Origin of the sequence: Brevibacillus laterosporus LMG 15441, from assembly GCF_000219535.2 — a bacterium.
Classification (GTDB): Bacteria; Bacillota; Bacilli; order Brevibacillales; family Brevibacillaceae; genus Brevibacillus_B; species Brevibacillus_B halotolerans.
The window spans coordinates 3918267-3937500 of the sequence record NZ_CP007806.1 but is presented as its reverse complement, the minus strand read 5'-3'; the positions used below and the strand labels follow the sequence as shown (position 1 = coordinate 3937500).

The 19234-nt window shown below is 41.0% G+C and carries 22 protein-coding genes and 1 rRNA gene (1 of these 23 running past the window's edge); 20 read left to right on the top strand and 3 right to left on the bottom strand.

Annotated features, from left to right (window positions below):
• Together BRLA_RS17325 and BRLA_RS25045 are read left to right on the top strand one after the other, a co-directional pair.
• Window positions 1-1831 (top strand): 23S ribosomal RNA (locus BRLA_RS17325); it begins 1099 nt to the left of the window's first position.
• Between the two features lie 291 nt (window positions 1832-2122).
• Complete coding sequence (locus BRLA_RS25045; RefSeq protein WP_003336587.1) at window positions 2123-2245, top strand: hypothetical protein; 123 nt, start codon at window positions 2123-2125, stop codon at window positions 2243-2245.
• 79 nt (window positions 2246-2324) lie between these two features.
• Here BRLA_RS25045 and BRLA_RS17320 read toward each other — a convergent pair whose 3' ends face one another.
• Window positions 2325-2888 (bottom strand): class I SAM-dependent methyltransferase, encoded by a 564-nt coding sequence (locus BRLA_RS17320; RefSeq protein ID WP_003336588.1) that lies wholly within the window; start codon window positions 2886-2888, stop codon window positions 2325-2327.
• A 167-nt stretch (window positions 2889-3055) separates the two neighbouring features.
• Between BRLA_RS17320 and BRLA_RS17315 the strand changes: the two genes are divergently transcribed.
• A complete protein-coding gene (locus BRLA_RS17315) occupies window positions 3056-3754 on the top strand; it encodes a class I SAM-dependent methyltransferase (RefSeq protein ID WP_003336589.1) in 699 nt (232 codons plus the stop codon).
• Between the two features lie 141 nt (window positions 3755-3895).
• Here the strand turns inward: BRLA_RS17315 and BRLA_RS17310 are convergent, their stop codons facing one another.
• Complete coding sequence (locus BRLA_RS17310; protein WP_003336591.1) at window positions 3896-4591, bottom strand: glycosyltransferase family protein; 696 nt, start codon at window positions 4589-4591, stop codon at window positions 3896-3898.
• A 262-nt stretch (window positions 4592-4853) separates the two neighbouring features.
• On the opposite strand from BRLA_RS17310, the gene BRLA_RS17305 reads away from it, so the two are divergent.
• The 7 genes from BRLA_RS17305 to BRLA_RS17275 all read left to right on the top strand — a co-directional run bounded on the left by BRLA_RS17305 (window position 4854) and on the right by BRLA_RS17275 (window position 11077).
• Window positions 4854-5810, top strand: a complete 957-nt coding sequence (locus BRLA_RS17305; RefSeq protein WP_003336592.1) for a glycosyltransferase family 2 protein — start codon at window positions 4854-4856, stop codon at window positions 5808-5810.
• Window positions 5811-5970: 160 nt separating this feature from the next.
• The gene (locus BRLA_RS17300; protein WP_003336593.1) at window positions 5971-6705 is read left to right on the top strand and encodes a sugar phosphate nucleotidyltransferase; all 735 of its coding nucleotides are present in this window, start codon (window positions 5971-5973) and stop codon (window positions 6703-6705) included.
• A gap of 23 nt (window positions 6706-6728) precedes the next feature.
• Window positions 6729-7184, top strand: coding sequence for a dTDP-4-dehydrorhamnose 3,5-epimerase family protein (locus tag BRLA_RS17295; protein ID WP_003336594.1), 456 nt, complete (start codon window positions 6729-6731; stop codon window positions 7182-7184).
• 14 nt (window positions 7185-7198) lie between these two features.
• Window positions 7199-8254: a dTDP-glucose 4,6-dehydratase gene (gene rfbB, locus BRLA_RS17290; protein WP_003336595.1), complete on the top strand. Its 1056-nt coding sequence runs from the start codon at window positions 7199-7201 to the stop codon at window positions 8252-8254.
• A gap of 27 nt (window positions 8255-8281) precedes the next feature.
• Window positions 8282-9148 (top strand): dTDP-4-dehydrorhamnose reductase, encoded by an 867-nt coding sequence (rfbD, locus tag BRLA_RS17285; RefSeq protein WP_003336596.1) that lies wholly within the window; start codon window positions 8282-8284, stop codon window positions 9146-9148.
• On the top strand, window positions 9138-9959 hold the full coding sequence (locus BRLA_RS17280; protein ID WP_003336597.1) for a glycosyltransferase family 2 protein: 822 nt from the start codon (window positions 9138-9140) through the stop codon (window positions 9957-9959). Before rfbD ends, BRLA_RS17280 begins: the two co-directional genes overlap by 11 nt.
• A 20-nt stretch (window positions 9960-9979) precedes the next feature.
• The gene (locus BRLA_RS17275; RefSeq protein WP_003336598.1) at window positions 9980-11077 is read left to right on the top strand and encodes a glycosyltransferase; all 1098 of its coding nucleotides are present in this window, start codon (window positions 9980-9982) and stop codon (window positions 11075-11077) included.
• Between the two features lie 71 nt (window positions 11078-11148).
• On the opposite strand, the gene BRLA_RS17270 is transcribed toward BRLA_RS17275, so the two are convergent.
• Window positions 11149-11385 carry a hypothetical protein gene (locus tag BRLA_RS17270; RefSeq protein WP_003336599.1) on the bottom strand — a complete coding sequence of 79 codons (237 nt, stop codon included), beginning with the start codon at window positions 11383-11385 and terminating at the stop codon, window positions 11149-11151.
• Window positions 11386-11592: 207 nt separating this feature from the next.
• Here BRLA_RS17270 and BRLA_RS17265 point away from each other — a divergent pair, with 207 nt between their 5' ends.
• From BRLA_RS17265 to BRLA_RS17225, 10 genes are all read left to right on the top strand, one after another.
• Complete coding sequence (locus BRLA_RS17265; protein WP_035319185.1) at window positions 11593-11808, top strand: hypothetical protein; 216 nt, start codon at window positions 11593-11595, stop codon at window positions 11806-11808.
• 149 nt (window positions 11809-11957) lie between these two features.
• Window positions 11958-12734 (top strand): HipA family kinase, encoded by a 777-nt coding sequence (locus tag BRLA_RS17260; protein ID WP_003336601.1) that lies wholly within the window; start codon window positions 11958-11960, stop codon window positions 12732-12734.
• 64 nt (window positions 12735-12798) lie between these two features.
• Entirely contained in the window at window positions 12799-13209 is a 411-nt protein-coding gene (locus tag BRLA_RS17255) for a phage holin family protein (protein WP_003336602.1), read from the top strand.
• 179 nt (window positions 13210-13388) lie between these two features.
• Window positions 13389-13538: a hypothetical protein gene (locus BRLA_RS24345; RefSeq protein ID WP_003336603.1), complete on the top strand. Its 150-nt coding sequence runs from the start codon at window positions 13389-13391 to the stop codon at window positions 13536-13538.
• A 79-nt stretch (window positions 13539-13617) separates the two neighbouring features.
• On the top strand, window positions 13618-13932 hold the full coding sequence (locus BRLA_RS17250) for a YbjQ family protein (RefSeq protein WP_003336605.1): 315 nt from the start codon (window positions 13618-13620) through the stop codon (window positions 13930-13932).
• A 139-nt stretch (window positions 13933-14071) separates the two neighbouring features.
• Complete coding sequence (locus tag BRLA_RS17245) at window positions 14072-15310, top strand: MFS transporter (RefSeq protein ID WP_003336606.1); 1239 nt, start codon at window positions 14072-14074, stop codon at window positions 15308-15310.
• 113 nt (window positions 15311-15423) lie between these two features.
• Window positions 15424-16251 carry an amino acid ABC transporter substrate-binding protein gene (locus BRLA_RS17240; RefSeq protein ID WP_003336607.1) on the top strand — a complete coding sequence of 276 codons (828 nt, stop codon included), beginning with the start codon at window positions 15424-15426 and terminating at the stop codon, window positions 16249-16251.
• A gap of 15 nt (window positions 16252-16266) precedes the next feature.
• Entirely contained in the window at window positions 16267-16947 is a 681-nt protein-coding gene (locus BRLA_RS17235) for an amino acid ABC transporter permease (RefSeq protein ID WP_003336608.1), read from the top strand.
• A gap of 15 nt (window positions 16948-16962) precedes the next feature.
• On the top strand, window positions 16963-17706 hold the full coding sequence (locus BRLA_RS17230; protein WP_003336609.1) for an amino acid ABC transporter ATP-binding protein: 744 nt from the start codon (window positions 16963-16965) through the stop codon (window positions 17704-17706).
• Between the two features lie 316 nt (window positions 17707-18022).
• A complete protein-coding gene (locus BRLA_RS17225; protein WP_003336610.1) occupies window positions 18023-19195 on the top strand; it encodes a WG repeat-containing protein in 1173 nt (390 codons plus the stop codon).
• The last annotated feature ends 39 nt before the right edge of the window (window positions 19196-19234 follow it).

Here is a 19234-nt window from a genome sequence, read left to right as displayed (position 1 = left end):
AGGATGTTGGCTTAGAAGCAGCCACCATTTAAAGAGTGCGTAATAGCTCACTGGTCGAGTGACTCTGCGCGGAAAATGTAACGGGGCTAAACATACCGCCGAAGCTATGGCAGTCCTTATGGACTGGGTAGGGGAGCGTTCCAAGCAGCAGTGAAGCCGTATCGTGAGGAGCGGTGGAGCGCTTGGAAGTGAGAATGCCGGTGTAAGTAGCGAAAAGACAAGTGAGAATCTTGTCCACCGAAAGCCTAAGGTTTCCTGGGGAAGGCTCGTCCTCCCAGGGTTAGTCGGGACCTAAGCTGAGGCCGAAAGGCGTAGGCGATGGACAACTGGTTGATATTCCAGTACCACCTCTGTTCCGCTTGAGCAATGGCGTGACGCAGGAGGATAGGGTGAGCGGCCTATTGGATGGCCGTCTAAGCAGTAAGTGTGGTGTGTAGGCAAATCCGCACACCAATAAGCACAAGCTGTGATGGCGAGGGAAATATAAGTACCGAAGTCCCTGATTTCACACTGCCAAGAAAAGCGTCTAGCGAGGAACAAGGTGCCCGTACCGCAAACCGACACAGGTAGGCGAGGAGAGAATCCTAAGGTGCGCGGGATAACTCTTGCTAAGGAACTCGGCAAAATGGCCCCGTAACTTCGGGAGAAGGGGCGCCTCGGTAGGGTTTATAGCCCGAGGAGGCCGCAGTGAAAAGGCCCAAGCGACTGTTTAGCAAAAACACAGGTCTCTGCGAAGCCGCAAGGCGAAGTATAGGGGCTGACGCCTGCCCGGTGCTGGAAGGTTAAGGGGATGAGTTAGCGCAAGCGAAGCTTTGAACCGAAGCCCCAGTAAACGGCGGCCGTAACTATAACGGTCCTAAGGTAGCGAAATTCCTTGTCGGGTAAGTTCCGACCCGCACGAAAGGCGTAACGACTTGGGCGCTGTCTCGGCAAGAGACCCGGTGAAATCATAATACCTGTGAAGATGCAGGTTACCCGCGACAAGACGGAAAGACCCCATGGAGCTTTACTGTAGCCTGGTATTGAAACTTTGTGCATCATGTACAGAATAGGTGGGAAGCTGTGAAGCGAGGGCGCCAGCCTTCGTGGAGCTGTCGTTGGGATACCACCCTTGATGTACGGAGTTTCTAACTTGCCGCCCTTATCGGGTGGAAGGACCATGCCAGGTGGGCAGTTTGACTGGGGCGGTCGCCTCCTAAAGAGTAACGGAGGCGCCCAAAGGTTCCCTCAGAATGGTCGGAAATCATTCGTAGAGTGTAAAGGCACAAGGGAGCTTGACTGCGAGACCTACAAGTCGAGCAGGGACGAAAGTCGGGCTTAGTGATCCGGTGGTTCCGCATGGAAGGGCCATCGCTCAACGGATAAAAGCTACCCTGGGGATAACAGGCTTATCTCCCCCAAGAGTCCACATCGACGGGGAGGTTTGGCACCTCGATGTCGGCTCATCGCATCCTGGGGCTGAAGTAGGTCCCAAGGGTTGGGCTGTTCGCCCATTAAAGCGGTACGCGAGCTGGGTTCAGAACGTCGTGAGACAGTTCGGTCCCTATCTGTCGCGGGCGTAGGAAGTTTGAGGAGAGCTGTCCTTAGTACGAGAGGACCGGGATGGACGCACCTCTGGTGCACCAGTTGTCACGCCAGTGGCACAGCTGGGTAGCTATGTGCGGACGGGATAAGCGCTGAAAGCATCTAAGCGTGAAGCCCCCTTCAAGATGAGACTTCCCATAGCGCAAGCTAGTAAGACCCCTTATAGACGATGAGGTTGATAGGTTCGGTGTGGAAGTGCAGTAATGCATGGAGCTGACGAATACTAATCGGTCGAGGACTTATCCACATTGCCTTTATGCTGACTTTCATTATCTAGTTTTCAAAGAATAAAGCTAAACGTTCTTTCTTGATTAGGAAAGGACGTTTTTTATTTGTATGAGATTCATATTTCCTTAGATAAAAAGACACCAAATGATAATAAAGGTATTTAGAAAATCTAACAAGATACAAAAGTAGCAATGAAACAAATAAATCAAATACTTATTACATTCATGTGAAAATTAGAACAACCGAGTTGTTATTCTCAGAAAATTGGGTAAAGTGAATAGGAGAAAGCAATAAAAAAGGAGGGAACTTTATGACGAGAAAAATAGTGGTAATGGAACGTCCGAAAAAGAAAGAAGAGCAAATTGCCTGGCAAAAGCAAGTAATTCGTGAGGAATTGCTCAAGGAACTAACTTTACGAAAGAAAAATAATTAAATCAATATATTAAAATGCGCCTGTTCAATTAGGAACAAGCGCATTTTTGCATATTTAATCAAAAGGCATATACATACAGTTACGTTATATCAGAGGTTCGTTTCCAATGACTAAGTTTTTCTAGTAAACGCTCCTTTATATCACCAGCTAGGGGTCCTTTTACACCTATTCCTACTATAGTATGAGGAAATTCGGGGTTCCCCAACGATTCCACTATGACGGTCTCAAAAGCTTGTAGTAAGCTCTTGAATCCTTCTGGTGTAAATCTCCAATAGTCGGAAGGATAATCATGAATTGGAAAATCAAGAACAGAACTGATAACGCAGACACCATTAGGTTTTAAAATACGATAACATTCTTCTATGGCCTTACGCGGATACTCCACATGCTCAAATGTATCTAAGCTAAGTACTGATCCTGCTGTTTCATCAGGTAAATCTATGTTATGCAAATTCAAAATTTGATCTACACCAGGGCCTTCTCTCATATCGCATCCAATATAGGTGCGACCGGGGAAAAAGGGACGAAGATCTGCAAAAATTTCTTGAGAAGGGACTTGAAAGGAACCAAACTCATAGATGGGATCTAGGAGAGGGAGCTCCTCTGAGCATAGCCGGACAAAATGCTTTATGCAAAAACGCATGTATAAACCTCCTTGAAAAGCTTATTTACTCTTTATCTATATGAAGAAAAGATAGGAGAGTGTCAGTTCTATAAAAAATTCGAAGGTGTAAAAATGCTTACTTCATATTAATTATTTTTCATCAAATGGCATCTGAAGAATATTCTGTTGAGAGGAGGGATGGAATAATGAATCGTTTTTGGGAAAAAATTATTAGACCTATACTACTAAAGGAACAGCCAAAAAATATTGTAGAAATTGGTGCAGATTACGGATTCAATACCATACGAATATTGGAATATTGCAAATGGCTTAATGCAAAAGTGTATGTTGTAGATCCACTACCTAAGTTTGATGTAAATGCTTTTCAAAATGCGTTTGGTAAACATTTAGAAGTGATTCGTTTACTTAGTCACGATGCATTACCCCAGATTTCCGAATATGACGTGGTACTCATTGACGGTGATCATAATTGGTATACAGTCTATTTTGAATTAAAAGCAATTGAGGAACGTTCCAAAAAAACAGGTAAATTTCCACTCGTTTTCTTCCATGATGTAGATTGGCCATACGGTCGTCGTGATATGTATTATAATCCACAGCAGATCCCTGCCGAATATTTGAAGCCATATGCATTAAAAGGGATGATTCCGGGACAGTCCGAATTAGCGGAAGAAGGAGGAATAAATCACAATTTATACAATGCAGCATATGAAAATGGCCCGAAAAATGGGGTACTTACAGCAATTGAGGATTTTTTACGGGATAGTAGTCTGAACTTATCCTTCCAAAAGGTAACGAGTGAAAACGGACTTGGTGTAATGTATGAAAATGATCCTGAAAGAGATACGTATATCCGTTATGTGATTGCTTCTTCCGGTATGTAAGACTTATGTATATAAACATCAAAAAAAGAACCCTGAGATGGGTTCTTTTTTGTAGATTACATGATTAAAAATGTTTTTTATTCCATAAGTAAAGGGTGATCTGACCGAAAAAGAGGGGTATAATCATGCTTTATGTTTTTCTTAATTTGTAGAGGAAGGGGAATTAAAGTCCTTCCAATCCTCAAAGGAATAATGGTCGAGAAAAATAGATTTTGTTTTATTGTATTCCTCAAAATTAATGTCGTCGAAACAGTAATGGAGGATCCAACTTTCTTCTTGATGAGGGATGACGACCTTATATCCTGCTTTACGAAAAGCTATTGATTGAGACACATCGTAAAAATGGAAGTTGTTTATCTTCTCATCCCAATCTATATCATATTGAGTTACCATCATAACTCCATCAATACTAGTGACTTCTTGAAAAGGATAGGGAACATTTCCAAAGTTGTGGTGACCAAAGGAGTTAATATAAGCCATTATCTTTCCAAAAGGCCTACTGCCTTCCCACCAGACCCCTGAGGGAGGGAGATCGTTAGTACCTGCTACTCCAAACATTCCAACTTCTTTATCCATGAAAACCTTGAGGCAATCAACTAAAAACCTAGTGTTCATAATGTAAGTATCCTGATGTAAATAAATTTTATATTTAGCTTTACTTTGTCGCATTGCCCTGTTATAGCCTTCCGTCATGCTAACTGCATCATAAATCGAAATAATTTCCACTGAGAATCCAGGGGGAACCCATAGTTGACTAATGTGATTTAAACATTCTTTATAGAGGACTTCGTCGTTCACGCAACTAATAAACGCGAAAGAAAGCTGTCTATTCTCCATTGCGTATTTCTCCTTTTTTAACGGAAAAGCGTGTTTTTCCGATTAATAGCTAACTACTTCCCGAATGATACGAAGCTGATAGGTATTGCGTTTTTAAGCAAGGGTATACCTTCTCTTACCATATTCCACTTAAAGAAAAATCGACACTAGAGAATTTTCTTCCCTTCTCCTATTCTTTTTCTTCCACCTGACAAAGAACCGTCTCTGCCCAATTTCATACATTAGTAAAGGTGGTAAACGTTTAGAAAAGGAGGGAAAGCTTGTGACAAAAGATGATTCTAAGGAGCTCCCAAAGGTAAGTATTCTGATTCCTACTTATAATAGACCACATTATTTCGAACTAGCATTGCAAAGTGCCTTAGCTCAGAATTATTCTAATTTGGAAATTATCGTAGGGGATGACAGCACGAACGATGAAACCGAGCAACTAATAAAACCTTATTTGGAGAAGCATCCACAGCTTATCTATTCCAAAAATCCGCAAAATTTGGGGCAATTTGAAAATGACCTAAAGCTACTGGACCTGGCAAGTGGGGAATATATCAATTTTTTGATGGATGATGATCTATTTCACCCAGAGAAAATTAGTAGGATGATGGTTTATTTTCAAATGGATCATCAAGAAGAGATCGCTTTGGTCACTTCTAAACGGGCAATTATCAATGAGACTGGTGCCATTCAACCTGATATCGCAGAAACCCAAACAGATTTCTTACAGGATACAATTTTAGATGGTGATCAATTAATTAATATGTTACTTGGTTTACAGTGGGGGAATTTCATTGGAGAGCCGACAACGGTATTATTTCGAAAAAAATATTTAACAGAACCGTTTGGAACCTTATTAGATAGAAAATATACGTGCACAGTGGATATGGCCTCTTGGATCGTATTGCTACGAAATGGAAAAGGAGTTTATATGACGGATACATTAAGCTATTTCCGCATGCATCCTGCTCAACAAGTCAAGCAACATGATATCATCATTGGCGGCTCTATTGATTTGGTACATCTGGTCTTACAGGTAGCACCATTGCTTGGATATTTACAGGAAAAAGATACACTGATCAAGGCCTATGTTAATACACTTCGATTTATTCATGGCGCACTCTATGTTACTGATCCGGATCGGGAGTCAGATGATACGTTAGAATTACGTGCTTACCAAGAAAAAATCACTGCTCATTTATTTGAAGCTACGAAGAGTGGGCCCCAATGAAATCTTTGATGGTGTAGCTTTCGTGATAGGGCTAAAGTGGGAATTCTTTATTTCGAGAGCGGTTATTATCTGTAAGCATACAATAACATATCGTGCAGTTATGTTGAGCGGTGCTATACATGATTGACCTGAACGTCAAACGATGTAGGGAGGCCGATACATGAAAGGAATTATTTTAGCCGGCGGAACAGGTTCTAGATTGTATCCCTTAACAAAGGTTACCAATAAACACTTGTTACCGATTGGAAAATATCCAATGATTTATCACCCCATTCATAAGCTAAAACAGGCGGACATTCATGAGGTATTAATTGTCACGAGCCGTGAGCATATGGGAGATGTAGTAAATTTGTTGGGAAGCGGAGTAGATTTTAATATGCAATTCACGTATAAGGTACAGGATGAACCCAAGGGAATTGCACAAGCATTAGGAATGGCGGAGGATTTTGCACATAGAGAGCTGATTACGGTTATCTTAGGTGATAATGTATTTTCTGATAATATTTCCAACTATGTGAAGAGGTTTAAAGAACGTGGGTACGGAGCCAATATTCTGATAAAGCAGGTAGTTGATCCTGAGCGCTATGGTGTACCAAAGTTGGATGATGGAAAAATTGTTTCCATCACAGAAAAACCGTCCCACCCAGACAGCCAATTTGCTGTAACAGGTATATATATGTACGATTGGAGGGTATTTGACATTATTAAAACCCTACAGCCTTCTGCCCGTGGAGAATTAGAAATTACTGATGTAAATAATGCGTATATTGAGCGAAATGAGATGACATATGATGTACTTCAGGGATGGTGGACAGATGCAGGAACCCACCATTCGATTTTACACGCAAACCAATTAGCCGCCACCTTAGAGCTGGATAAGTTAGAAGGTGAATAGATAGGCTGAGGAGGAGATAAAGCGTGATTGAAGGCGTGAAAGTCAAAAAGCTAATTAAGTTTGCGGATGATCGTGGGTATTTTATGGAGGTATGGCGTGATGACGACTTGATGTTGGAAAAATTCGGTCAATTATCAGCCTCCTTGACATATCCAGGTGTGATTAAAGCGTTCCATTATCATAAAAAGCAGGATGATATCTGGTTCTTCCCCGCCGGCAATGCTCAGGTCGTTTTGCATGACCTAAGAGACGAATCGCCGACTAAAGGAAAAACCGACGTGTATTATATGGGTGAGAATCATTTAATCTCTTTGTTCATCCCGCGAGGAGTAGCACATGGATATCGGGTATTAGGGCAACAGCCAGCCGTCATTACTTATTTAACCAACAATTCTTATGATCCCAAAGATCCAGATGAATATCGAATTGCCTATGATGATAAAACCATTAATTTTAATTGGGACACGGTATTTAAATAAGGAGGAAGTCATTTATGAAAGTATTGGTGACAGGTGGAGCGGGATTTATTGGGAGTAATTTCATTCATTATCTCCTGCATCAATACCCCCATTATAAAATCATTAACTTGGATTATCTCACATATGCCGGTAATTTAGAGAATTTACAGGATATTGAGGAACATCCTCATTATCGGTTCGTGAGAGGCTCTATTTATGACAAGAAATTAGTCGAAAAGCTTCTGTCAGGAGAAAAAGCTTTATATTCTGATGATGAGACTCCAATTGATATTATTATTAATTTCGCAGCAGAATCGCATGTTGATCGAAGTATTTCAGACCCAAGCTACTTTGTAAAAACAAATATTACCGGTACGCAGGTGCTTCTAGAATTTGCTAAACGATATAAAATCAAACAGTTTCTTCAAGTATCTACCGACGAAGTGTATGGTTCATTAGACGAGACTGGATTGTTTACTGAAGATTCTCCGCTTGCCCCCAATAGCCCATACTCCGCCTCCAAAGCAGCAGCTGATTTATTAGTCCGTTCCTATCATCAAACCTATGATATGTATACAAATATCACACGGTGTTCTAACAATTATGGACCGTATCAATTTCCAGAAAAATTAATACCACTCGCTATTACCAATGCAATTGCATATGAAAACATTCCTGTTTATGGCGATGGACTACATGTTCGCGATTGGTTACATGTAGAGGACCATTGCCGAGCTATTGATCTTGTTATGCATAGTGGCAAGCCCGGCGAAGTATATAATATTGGCGGCAATAATGAATGGACGAATCTGAGTTTGCTTCAAACATTGCTCCGTGAGTTACATCGTGAAGAGAATTTGCTTCAGTTTAGCAAGGATCGTCCGAAGCACGATCGCCGCTATGCTATTGATTCCACCAAAATTCGAACAGAATTAGGCTGGGAGCCGATTCATACTTTTGAAGAAGGTCTTGCTAATACGATTCGCTGGTATCAGCAAAATGAACAATGGTGGAAGCGAGCTAAATCAGGAGCTTTTCGCGAATATTATAAGCAACAATATGGTCATATCATTCAAGACCATACCCATTAGCGTAGGAGAAAAAAGGGAGGGAGCAGTGTGAAAGTGCTGGTCACTGGGGCACAGGGGCAACTAGGTCAAGATTTGGTTGCATGCTCACAGGACATGGATCATGTAAAGGGATACAGTCGACAGGAATTAGATATTACACAATTGGATCAGGTAAGAGCGCAGGTGCAGGCTTATCAGCCTGATGTTATTATTCATGCTGCAGCCTATACCAATGTGGATCAGGCTGAGAGCGAACCTGACCAGGCCTATGCAGTGAATGCGTGGGGCACTCGTAATGTAGCCCTTGCTGCGCAAGAGATAGGTGCCAAAATGGTGTACATTAGCTCAGACTATGTATTTTCTGGCAAGGGAAGTGAGCCTTATGTTGAATTTGACCGTCCTGATCCGCAAAGTGTCTATGGAAAAAGTAAGCTAGCCGGGGAAGAATTGACCAGATGCTTATGCCACAAGCATTTTATTGTTCGAACTTCCTGGGTATTTGGTAAAAGCGGTCATAACTTTGTGAAGACAATGATACAGCTTGGACAAAAACAGACAGAAGTCTCAGTTGTCACTGATCAAATTGGCTCCCCTACCTATACTGTTGATCTGGCACTATTTTTAATGCAGCTAGCTAAAAGCGAGTGTTACGGTATCTACCATGCTTCCAATCAAGGGAGTTGCTCGTGGTATGAATTTGCAGAGGCGATATTTGCCGAATTTCAGCAAAAAGTAAAGGTTGTCCCCATAACAACGCAGGATTTTCCGCGTCCTGCCCCCCGACCCGTCTATTCAGTGATGGATCATATGGCTATTCGTTTACAGGATTTTCAACTTCTTCGGCATTGGCGTGATGCATTGCATGCGTACCGCCTAGATTGTATGGCTATAAAGGAGGAGAGCTATGACTCCTAACCTCTCGATTGTAATGTTGACACGTAATGGCTTACCTATTACGAAAATGTGTGTGGAAAGTATTCAAAAGCATACAAAAGATTATGAGCTAATCTGTATTGATAATGGCTCGACTGATGGGACGGTTGCCTACCTGAATTCTCTTCCTCATGCAGTCGTTATCTCTAATGGTGAAAATCGTGGTTTTGCAGCAGGCAATAATCAAGGATTTCGAGAAGCACGGGGCGAGTATATTGTCATGCTAAATAATGATACATTGGTCACTCCACAGTGGAGCGAATTACTTATAAATTGGTTAAATAAAAATTCGTCAGTAGGTATGGTTGGACCCCGTTCCAATAATGTATCTCCTGGACAGCAAATTAGCACAGAAGAAACCGTAGAGCTTGCTACAGTTGATTCGTTTGCAATTGATTGGACCAAACGTTATGCCAATCAAGGCTTCTATAGTCGAAAGCTGGTAGGCCATTGCATATTATTTAGACGGAGTCTGCTTGAGCACATTGGCGGATTGGATGAACGCTTTCATCCAGCCAACTATGAGGATGATGATTTTTGTCTACGCGCTCGTCTGTTTGGGAAAAATCTATGGGTTGCCAATGATGTATTTATTTATCACTTTGGCCATGCTTCCTTTTTAGTAAATAAAGTGAAGTACCGAGACTATTCCTGGGAGAACGCAAGGCGGTTTATAGAAAAATGGCAACTTCCTATGAGCATACATCAGCTAGAGACACAGGGATATAATCCAAACCTTATCGTGGGACGGGTGGGTACATTTGATCCGCAAAAGCATGTCGAGCCCTTGTAATTGAGAGTGGGGGGTGAAGTATGGCTACGATCAGCCTATGTATGATTGTAAAAAATGAAGAAAAATCAATCGCCCGTTGTCTTCGTTCTGTCAAGGGAGCAGTTGATGAAATTATTATTGTGGATACCGGTTCCACTGACAAAACGATTAAGGAAGCGAAGGCGTTTACCAAAAAGATTTTTCACTTCAAATGGGTGAATGACTTTTCTAAAGCACGTAATTTTTCATTTCAGCAAGCTACCATGGATTACATTATGTGGATGGACGCAGATGATGTACTGGAGGAAATTGATCGGAAAAAACTACAGCTCTATAAGCATAAAATTGACCCGAGTATTGATGTAATCATCATGCCTTATCATACTAGTAAAGATGAATTTGGCAATATCATTCTTCCTTATTCTCGTGAAAGAATGATAAAGCGAACCCATAAGCATTCCTGGATAGGCATGGTTCATGAGTATATTCAGTATTCCTATGCTAAGTGTTTTGAAGTTGATATTGCCGTTACCCATCGTCCACGTGAGCAAAAATTTCATAACAGAAATTTGCAATTATACGAAAGTGCGATAGCAGATGGGATTTTATTATCCCCGAGGGACAAATATTATTATGCCAATGAATTAAAGGATCATGAAAGATATGAAGAGGCTATCGAGATTTATAAGAAGTTTGTGAATAAAGAATTACCACCTGTAGAGGAACCGGGGATGCTACTCGAGCAGCTATGCTTCTGTTATGAGAGACTACAGCTTCCAGAAGAAGAAATCAAGTATGCATTAAAAAGTTTGGAATATGGCTTGCCACGAGCTGAGGCATGCTGTCGGCTGGGATATTATTTCTTACAAAAAAATGAACCGAAGAGGGCGCTTTTTTGGTATGATCTCGCTACTACAATATCCAAACCTAAATCGTGGGGATTCCGGAAAGAAGCATGCTGGACCTGGCTCCCACATTTGCAACTATGTGTTTGCTATGATCGCTTAGAACAGTTTGAGAAGGCATACAAACATAATGAATTGGCACGAGCATACCGACCAACAGATCCAATTATTCTGAGCAATCGTAACTACCTAACCAATCGTCTGGAAGAATTGGGGATTCCCATTCCTTCATAAACAGAAAGAGTGGAAAAACAGCGCTTCTCGTAATAAAGAGAAAAGCGCTGTTTTTTTGCAGGAAAAAATCATTATTCCTCGCTATCATCCTCGTGTTGATGCTTCCCTTGATGGGGATTAACATCCATATGTCTTAAAGTTGACTTCACCTTATCCGTTTGTGACTGGTAGTCGGTGATAACTTCTGTTAGAACGGCTACGGATTCCTTTAAGGTAGGCTCATTGCTAATATGGTCAATGGCTCTATGAATATGAATCATTTTATTTTCTGTTTCTCGCAAGAATTCCACTAATTCCATGCCATTCATTTTTTTCACCTCATCATTCTGATTCGGTTAAGACCGTTTCTTTATCATAAGTGTGTGTTACTGAGCTTTTTTGTATGCATCATGAGGTAAAGAGAAAATCAGGTGCTTTAGGAGAGGTTATAAATTGGTCATATCTACTGTTTCTATCGTCCAAGCAATGCTTATCTTTTACTCATATTCTAAAGTATCACAGTAGGAGGTGTTTTTATGAGTAAAAAACATTGTAAGTGTAGACAGCGTCATCATCGTCATCCTCATCATCATGAAAGTCATTCTGATCTTCCTTGGGAAAACTCTACTAGTTCAGTATGGACGAATCATGAGAAGCCCCGTAAAAAATGTCGTCATCGCCATGTAACAGTGATTTTAAATCCAGGCGAAACCCTAGTGGTTCATGCCAGACATAAAGGTTTTAAGAAGTAAATTTTGTGTACGTAACAAGGGGCCATTGGCTGTAGCCGATGGCTTTTTGTTTCCACAATCGGATGATCAATCAATTATGCTTTCGTAAAAGAATAAGCCGTGCCAAACCTTACAGCAGGAAAATAATAATAAATAGAGGAGTCATGGCTATGAGAAAGCCAGGGATAAGCTGGGTACCTGTTCAAAAATATAACCGCCCTTTAGGCCCTGTTTGGCAGGTTAGAAAAGGAAGGGAAGGAAACCGACAAATTGGTTTTTTTAAATATATGAATAGAAGTACGGCAAAAAGGCTTGGTCCTGTTTTAGCTATGGAGTTACTTTCCTATCGACTTGCTCGCAAGCTAGGCATCTCAGTAGCAAAAATCGAAGTGGTCACAATTCAAGGGAAAAGGGGCATAGTGTCTCATAAAAAAAGAAAAGGCCGTCTTTATAGCTGGGAGGAGTTCTATCGGCGAAAAGGGCCAAGGGCTATCAACGAATTGCAATCCCCAGAAAGACTGATAGAGCTATTCGTCTTTGATATTTGGATTGTCAATGTAGATCGCCATAATGAGAACATCATAATATTCCCTACTCAGAAAGCATATGACTTTTATGCTATTGATCATAGTATGTCTCTGTTGGGAACCTTTACTTTTCGCAAAATTCCATGGTATTCCAAGCAGTGGGAACATGTTGCCCTCTATAATCATCACTACTTGCGGGGTCTTACCCACTATATCCAAGAATACAGTCAAGTAAAGCCGTTTATTCAAAAGATTCAACGACTATCACCTGTGCTTATAAAACAAACAGTAAGACGGATTCCAGGTTCTTTATTAAGTCTGACGCAAAAACAGCAGGCTGAACGTGTTCTATTGAATCGACAAAAAAACCTACATTACTTGGTGGAACGCTGGTTATTGGAATATAAGGGAAAAATATAGCATAAGAAAAGAAAGGTACCTCGGTTTATACCTAGCCAACAGGCAGGAGGAGGTAGCTAAAAATATGATGTACTCGGGGGAAGACAGCTCTCATCTCGTTTGGACTGGGGCCGTAATTGCCATTTTCACCTATTTAGTGGGTGGCATAGATAAGCTGTTTACGGCATTTTGCATTTTTATCGTTGTCGATTATATAACGGGTGTACTCGCTGCGTGGTATACCAGGTCGCTTAGTAGCCAGGAAGGGTTTCGAGGAATAGCTAAAAAGGTTGGTATGTTTGCTTTTATCATTATAGCCAACCAATTGGATTTAATTAGTGGAAGTAATCAAGGTTTTTTACGAGATACAATCATTTTATTTATGATTGGGAATGAAGGGATTTCTATTATCGAAAACTGTCATCGGCTGGGTCTGCCTGTGCCCGATTTTTTATTGCGAGCGTTGGAAAGCGTAAAAAAGCTCAAAAAGAAATGATTATCTTTTGGTTTCAGCGATCAAAGGTACTTTGTCCATGCACAAAGTACCTTGCCTCGTTCATACATAAGAGAAAGAGCTTTACGATAAAATATTTTATTACGTGTGTTTTACAAAAAGAGACAGTTTTTTTAAGGAAGAGAGCGTATAATACAGCGTACTGGGAGGAGGAGTGACAGATGAAATTTACTTGCATTCATTGCTGCAGTATTTTTTATGATCAACAAAGGTGCCCGATATGTGGTAGCTCAGATGTAAAACCCATTATTGTAGAGGTTCAAAATGCTACAGAAACCATTGTGATTCCAGCTAAAAGAGATTGTTTATAAAAACAAATTTGAAACCTCCAGCCACTACGAAACGTAATACTTGTTAAGACAAGATATCTAACAGCTTAAGGAGGACAACATGCTAATAACCACAACACATACTGTTCAGGGTAGAGATGTCGAGGAGTATCTTGATATTGTAACGGGCGAAGCAATTATGGCTGCTAACATTGTTCGAGATTTCATGGCAGGGGTCCGAGACATTATAGGCGGACGAAGCGGTGCCTATGAAAATAAGCTAGCAGAAGGAAGAGCGATTGCCATTAACGAGATGAAGGATAAGGCTGCTCAAATAGGTGCGAATGCAGTTATCGGTATTCATTTAGATTTTGAAACGATCGGTAACGGTATGCTGATGGTTGTTGCTTCTGGAACGGCTGTTCGGATTCGGTAATTTTTATTGTTAAATCGTATTGGAAGAAAGGCCACTCTTTGCGACCGTGAAGAGGGCTTTTTTATTTATGAAATAAAATTGAAGAAAATCAGCCATTGCAAAACAAGCTCAGATCACTACAATTAAGTTAATATACAACATGTACATAACGGAGCTGGTTACCATTCAACCTATTCACAAGAACAAGTCATTTCTGTTATTAATGTCAGGAGAAATTGTTGCTGGAATTACCATGTGGGTCTGTCTGTTGCTAAATCTACAGTTTATGTCACAGATCATGAAAACCAATTTGGGAACAGGCCTGTTACTCATGACAGGGATGCTTGCTAGCATTCTATTTTTACCAACTGTAGGGAAAATGATTGATCTGTATGATAAGCAAAAGATTTTGATTGCTTCCTCCTGTTTGAGGTGTTTGGCCCCTATTTTTATGTATTTGGCCATTAGTTACACCTCCATTGGCTGGCTAGTTGCTTCGTTAATTGTGAATCAAGTAGCTGGTTCCATGTATTTGCCAACCGTACGGGCAGGCTTGCCGGCATTGGTTGGGGAGGCTAATCTCCTCTCTGCAAATACACTGTATATGAACATTGCTACCATGGCTAGAATTGCGGGCACAGCCGTCGGGGGGCTACTGTTAACAGTGTTTACGATGCAGGCGGTTACTATGGGAGCGGTTATCGGCTTTCTCATACTAGTAATTATTGTGCTATTTGTGCGAATTCCGAAGTCACACCATAAACGTAAGCAAACAGAAAAATTGAAATTTATAGAAGTTTTCGAAATAATGAAAAAAGAGCCATCGGTAACCGTTGGGCTGATTAGCACTGGGGTAGTGACACTCTTCTTAGGCGGATTTAATTTATTGGTTTTAGCCTTTGGAAAACTTCAAGATTCTTCGACGATTATGGGATATATCTATGCGATAGAAGGAGCAAGTGTACTTCTTGCAGGGGTTTTTGTACAAAAATTGGTAAGTCAAGTAAACTTAGTAAGAGTATCCTCCTTACTTGTAGTTGTTATCGGAATTGCAGAATGGGGCATGTCATTTAGTACAAGTCCGGTGATGGTGCTACTTTCATTTGGATTGCTCGGTTTTACTCTAGGCTTTATTTTTCCGATGGTAACTACCGTGTTTCAAAAAAGGCTGCCCGAAATGGTCCAGGGACGATTTTTTAGTTTTAAAGAAATCGTGGACCGGATTATTATTCAGGTCGCTATGCTTCTTACATCAGCAAGCCTGGATTTTATTGGGGTTTCCCCCTTTCTTATCCTAATGAGTATTTTCACGGTATGTACGGGGCTACTTACATACCTATACGGAAAAAGACAAAACCTAGTGGTAACACATCTTGGATCACAGAATGAATCAAAATAATGATAAATACATTTCATGCAAAAATTTGCTTTACTCATTATTGACAAGTCGTTAAAATGTTACTATGATTTTCAAAGGGGTAAAATCCGATAAGATAACTGGGGGTTTAACAAATGAAGAAAGCTTGGTACTCTACTGCACTTGTTTCTATTTTAGCGCTCTCTCTATTTGTAGCTGGTTGTGGGTCATCTAATCAGGGGGCCACAGGCGGGCAAGGAGGAAACACAACAGCGAAAAACTCCTTGGAAGCGATCAAAACGGCTGGGAAGATTCGCATTGGTACAGAAGGCACTTACGCACCCTTCACCTACCATGATTCTACAGGACAGCTAACAGGCTTTGATGTGGAAATCGCTCGTGAGGTTGCAAAACGTCTCGGGGTAGAACCTGAATTCATTGAAAGCAAATGGGATGGCATGATTGCAGGACTGGAAGCAAATCGCTTTGAAATGGTTGTAAATGAGGTGGGCATACGACCAGATCGGAAAGAAAAATTTGATTTCTCCGACCCATACATCGTGTCAAAAGCGGTGTTAATTGTTAATGAGGATAATAATGAAATCAAGACTTTTGCAGATTTAAAAGGAAAAAAATCAGCGCAAACTCTCACAAGTAATTTAACAGACCTAGCACGAGAGAATGGGGCTGAAATTGTACAATCGGAAGGGTTTAATCAGGCTATTGAGCTTTTATTGTCCAAGCGAGTAGATGCAACTGTTAACGATGGTCTATCTTTCCTCGACTTTAAGAAACAAAAGCCTGATGTGAAAATAAAAATTGCAGCCGAGCATCCTAACGCTACTGAAAATGGAATGATGTTTGCAAAAGGCAAACATCCTGAACTGATTGAAGCAGTAAATAAAGCGTTAAAAGAGATGAAGGCTGATGGTACTTATTTGAAAATATCCGAGAAATATTTTGGTGCAGACGTCTCCAAATAATACAGATAGGACTGAATGGAAGTGGAACAATCTGATCGTATTATCGGTATTATCGTGGATTCATTTTTCCCGCTGTTAAAGGCGGGAATTTTGTTCACGATACCTCTTACACTAGTTTCTTTTATCATTGGATTAATACTTGCCTTTTTTACTGCGATTGCTCGTTTATCAACGAATAAATTGTTGTATGGAATTTCCAGCTTTTATGTATGGGTTATCAGAGGTACTCCATTATTAGTGCAATTATTCATTATTTTCTATGGCCTACCAAAGCTAGGTGTTACGATTGATCCATTTCCGGCTGCCATTATTGGTTTTTCTTTGAGTGTAGGAGCGTATAACTCCGAAGTGATTCGTGCAGCTATTCAATCAGTGCCTAAGGGGCAGTGGGAAGCGGCTTATACAATTGGGATGACCAAAAATCAGGCAAGACGCCGAATTATTCTTCCTCAAGCTCTACGTGTGGCGATACCTCCGCTTGGTAATTCGTTTATTAGTCTAGTGAAGGATACCTCTCTAGCCGCTACTATTACAGTGACAGAGATGTTTCAGATATCGCAACAGATTACTGCGATGACATACGAACCCTTGGTGCTCTATTGTGAGGTCGCGGTTATCTATCTGTTTTTCAGTACGATATTATCAGCATTGCAAAGCCGTGTGGAACATCGTCTGGAACGCCGTATGGCTAGGTAGGAGGAGAGAAGCATCATGATTGAGATAAAAGGACTTCATAAAAGCTTTCAACAAATTGATGTTTTAAAGGATATATCTGTAACGATTAAAAAAGGGGAGGCAGTCGTTATCATAGGCCCCTCAGGCTCTGGAAAGACTACATTGCTTAGATGCATGAATCTTTTGGAAATACCTACGTTGGGAAGCATGAAAATAGGAGATCAACGTCTTGACTTTACACCTGCTACCAAAATGAAGGAAAAGGATTTGCTTCCTATTCGTAAGCAATCAGGTATGGTTTTTCAAAGCTATAATCTTTTCCCGCATATGACAGCCCTAGAGAATGTCATGGAAGGACAAGTTATTGTAAAAAAACGTTCGAAGGAAGAAGCCAAGGCGAGAGCGGAGGAAATGCTTACAAAAGTGGGTCTTGCTGATCGAATGAACATGTATCCCCATCAGCTATCTGGAGGACAACAGCAGCGAGTAGGTATTGCCCGTGCGATGGCACTAGATCCAGCAGTGCTACTGTTTGATGAACCAACCTCTGCACTAGACCCGGAATTAGTTGGTGAGGTATTGAAGGTGATGAAACAGCTAGCAGAAGAAGGAATGACAATGGTGATTGTTACCCATGAAATGAATTTCGCGCGAGATGTAGCCGATCGTATCCTCTTTATGGATGGCGGTGTCATTTTGGAACAGGGGACTCCTGAGGAAGTCTTTGAGCATTCAAAAAACGAACGAACGCAACAATTTTTACGGCGCATACAAGCATAACGATTGAGCACTGGAGCTATTCCAGTGTTTTTTTTTACCAAGATCGAGCTTTAATTTAAATAGTAGGGGTAGGGTTACTGTATATAAGGCAAGATGTAAGAGAAATTGGTAAAAAAAAGATGAAAACGTTTTGGCATCTAAGTACGTCTAATAAATAAGTAAACAGGAAAGCCTAAAAGACGAGCACAAAAGTCCGAGACAGCTTTTTATAGGTAGCACTTATTTTTATGGAAAGAATACATAGCAAGTAGCTTAGTAAATTGACATGTCTCTTCTTCAATAACGATATGAAATTCGAGGAAGCAGGTGGAGAGTAATGAACATCTCAAAATGGACAAAAACAGGTATTGTAGCAGTTCTTTGTCTACCATTCATACATGCAGCAGGTTCACATCATTTTTTGCAGGCGGCAGAGAAACCGGTATATGTAGCTCAGGTGTCCGAGGAGACTAAAGGCGCTGGTCAACAAGGCACACAAACAACCAAATCCGCCGGTACGGAAGAATCTGTTTCAGTCGAGGATAAACAAGAAGTTCGCCTATATTCTATACAGGATCAAGATAAGCATGGCTTTATTGATGCAACGGGAAAGGTAGTCATTGCTCCCCAATTTGAAGTGGTTGGTGAGTTTCATGAAGGGCTTGCCGTTGCTAAGAAGGATGGGAAATACGGGTTTATCAACCAGCATGGCTCTTTTGTAATCCCACCTCAGTATGAGGAAGCCGATTCGTTCTCAGAAGGAGTAGCTGCTGTTAAAGCAGGGGATCGCTTTGGTTTTATCAATAAAGAAAATAAGATGGTGATCCCAGCCAAGTTCCAATTTGCTCGTAGCTTTCAAAATGGTCTAGCTGCTATAGGTGAAAATCATAAATATGGTTTTATCAATAAGAGTGGACAAATCGTGATTCAACCAGAATATGAGATTGTCTGGGGCTTTCAAGAAGGTACCACTGTAGCCTATAAGGATGGAAAAGCAGGTTATCTTGATCAAACAGGAAAGGTCATCATTCCTTTTACTTATCAAATTGCGAATCCATTTCAAGAAGGGCTGGCCCTAGTCTACGCGGGTGAGGAGAAGGGATATAGTCTCATCAACAAGCAGGGTCAGGAGGTAGTGAAACCAGAGGGTTTTGAGCCTGGGAGCTTTTCAGAAGGAGTAGCCGATGTGATGGTTGCTGTGGATGGGGATTTTAAAGCCAGCTATATTAACAAAAAAGGTGAGTTTTTACTTCCACCTACTTATGAACGTACATTGCCTTTTTCCGAGGGACTTGCTTCTGTTAAGGTGAATGGCAAATATGGATTTATCAACAAGCAAGGAAAAATGGTAATTAAGCCTCAGTTTGAATCGGGCGGTGTATTTCATAACGGTTTGGCTTATGTGGTAACACATGACGAACAAGGATATAGCTTTTGTTATGTCAATAAACAAGGTGAAATCATTTGGAAAAGCTCTGTGATGAAGGAGTTTCCAGGGGATTTGGATTAATTGTGCCGAAGCTCTCGCGTGGTAGCGAGAGCTTTTTTT

Excerpts from the sequence above, each read along its gene's own strand:
- BRLA_RS17260 (WP_003336601.1), top strand. The coding sequence starts at position 11,958 with ATGAGAAAGCCAGGGATAAGCTGGGTACCTGTTCAAAAATATAACCGC.
- BRLA_RS17235 (WP_003336608.1), top strand. The coding sequence starts at position 16,267 with ATGGAAGTGGAACAATCTGATCGTATTATCGGTATTATCGTGGATTCA.
- BRLA_RS24345 (WP_003336603.1), top strand. The coding sequence starts at position 13,389 with ATGAAATTTACTTGCATTCATTGCTGCAGTATTTTTTATGATCAACAA.
- BRLA_RS17320 (WP_003336588.1), bottom strand. The coding sequence starts at position 2,888 with ATGCGTTTTTGCATAAAGCATTTTGTCCGGCTATGCTCAGAGGAGCTC.
- BRLA_RS17240 (WP_003336607.1), top strand. The coding sequence starts at position 15,424 with ATGAAGAAAGCTTGGTACTCTACTGCACTTGTTTCTATTTTAGCGCTC.
- BRLA_RS17250 (WP_003336605.1), top strand. The coding sequence starts at position 13,618 with ATGCTAATAACCACAACACATACTGTTCAGGGTAGAGATGTCGAGGAG.
- BRLA_RS17245 (WP_003336606.1), top strand. The coding sequence starts at position 14,072 with ATGTACATAACGGAGCTGGTTACCATTCAACCTATTCACAAGAACAAG.
- BRLA_RS17275 (WP_003336598.1), top strand. The coding sequence starts at position 9,980 with ATGGCTACGATCAGCCTATGTATGATTGTAAAAAATGAAGAAAAATCA.
- BRLA_RS17310 (WP_003336591.1), bottom strand. The coding sequence starts at position 4,591 with ATGGAGAATAGACAGCTTTCTTTCGCGTTTATTAGTTGCGTGAACGAC.
- BRLA_RS17230 (WP_003336609.1), top strand. The coding sequence starts at position 16,963 with ATGATTGAGATAAAAGGACTTCATAAAAGCTTTCAACAAATTGATGTT.
- BRLA_RS17315 (WP_003336589.1), top strand. The coding sequence starts at position 3,056 with ATGAATCGTTTTTGGGAAAAAATTATTAGACCTATACTACTAAAGGAA.
- BRLA_RS17280 (WP_003336597.1), top strand. The coding sequence starts at position 9,138 with ATGACTCCTAACCTCTCGATTGTAATGTTGACACGTAATGGCTTACCT.
- BRLA_RS17270 (WP_003336599.1), bottom strand. The coding sequence starts at position 11,385 with ATGAATGGCATGGAATTAGTGGAATTCTTGCGAGAAACAGAAAATAAA.
- BRLA_RS25045 (WP_003336587.1), top strand. The coding sequence starts at position 2,123 with ATGACGAGAAAAATAGTGGTAATGGAACGTCCGAAAAAGAAAGAAGAG.
- BRLA_RS17225 (WP_003336610.1), top strand. The coding sequence starts at position 18,023 with ATGAACATCTCAAAATGGACAAAAACAGGTATTGTAGCAGTTCTTTGT.
- BRLA_RS17255 (WP_003336602.1), top strand. The coding sequence starts at position 12,799 with ATGATGTACTCGGGGGAAGACAGCTCTCATCTCGTTTGGACTGGGGCC.
- rfbB (WP_003336595.1), top strand. The coding sequence starts at position 7,199 with ATGAAAGTATTGGTGACAGGTGGAGCGGGATTTATTGGGAGTAATTTC.
- BRLA_RS17300 (WP_003336593.1), top strand. The coding sequence starts at position 5,971 with ATGAAAGGAATTATTTTAGCCGGCGGAACAGGTTCTAGATTGTATCCC.
- BRLA_RS17265 (WP_035319185.1), top strand. The coding sequence starts at position 11,593 with ATGAGTAAAAAACATTGTAAGTGTAGACAGCGTCATCATCGTCATCCT.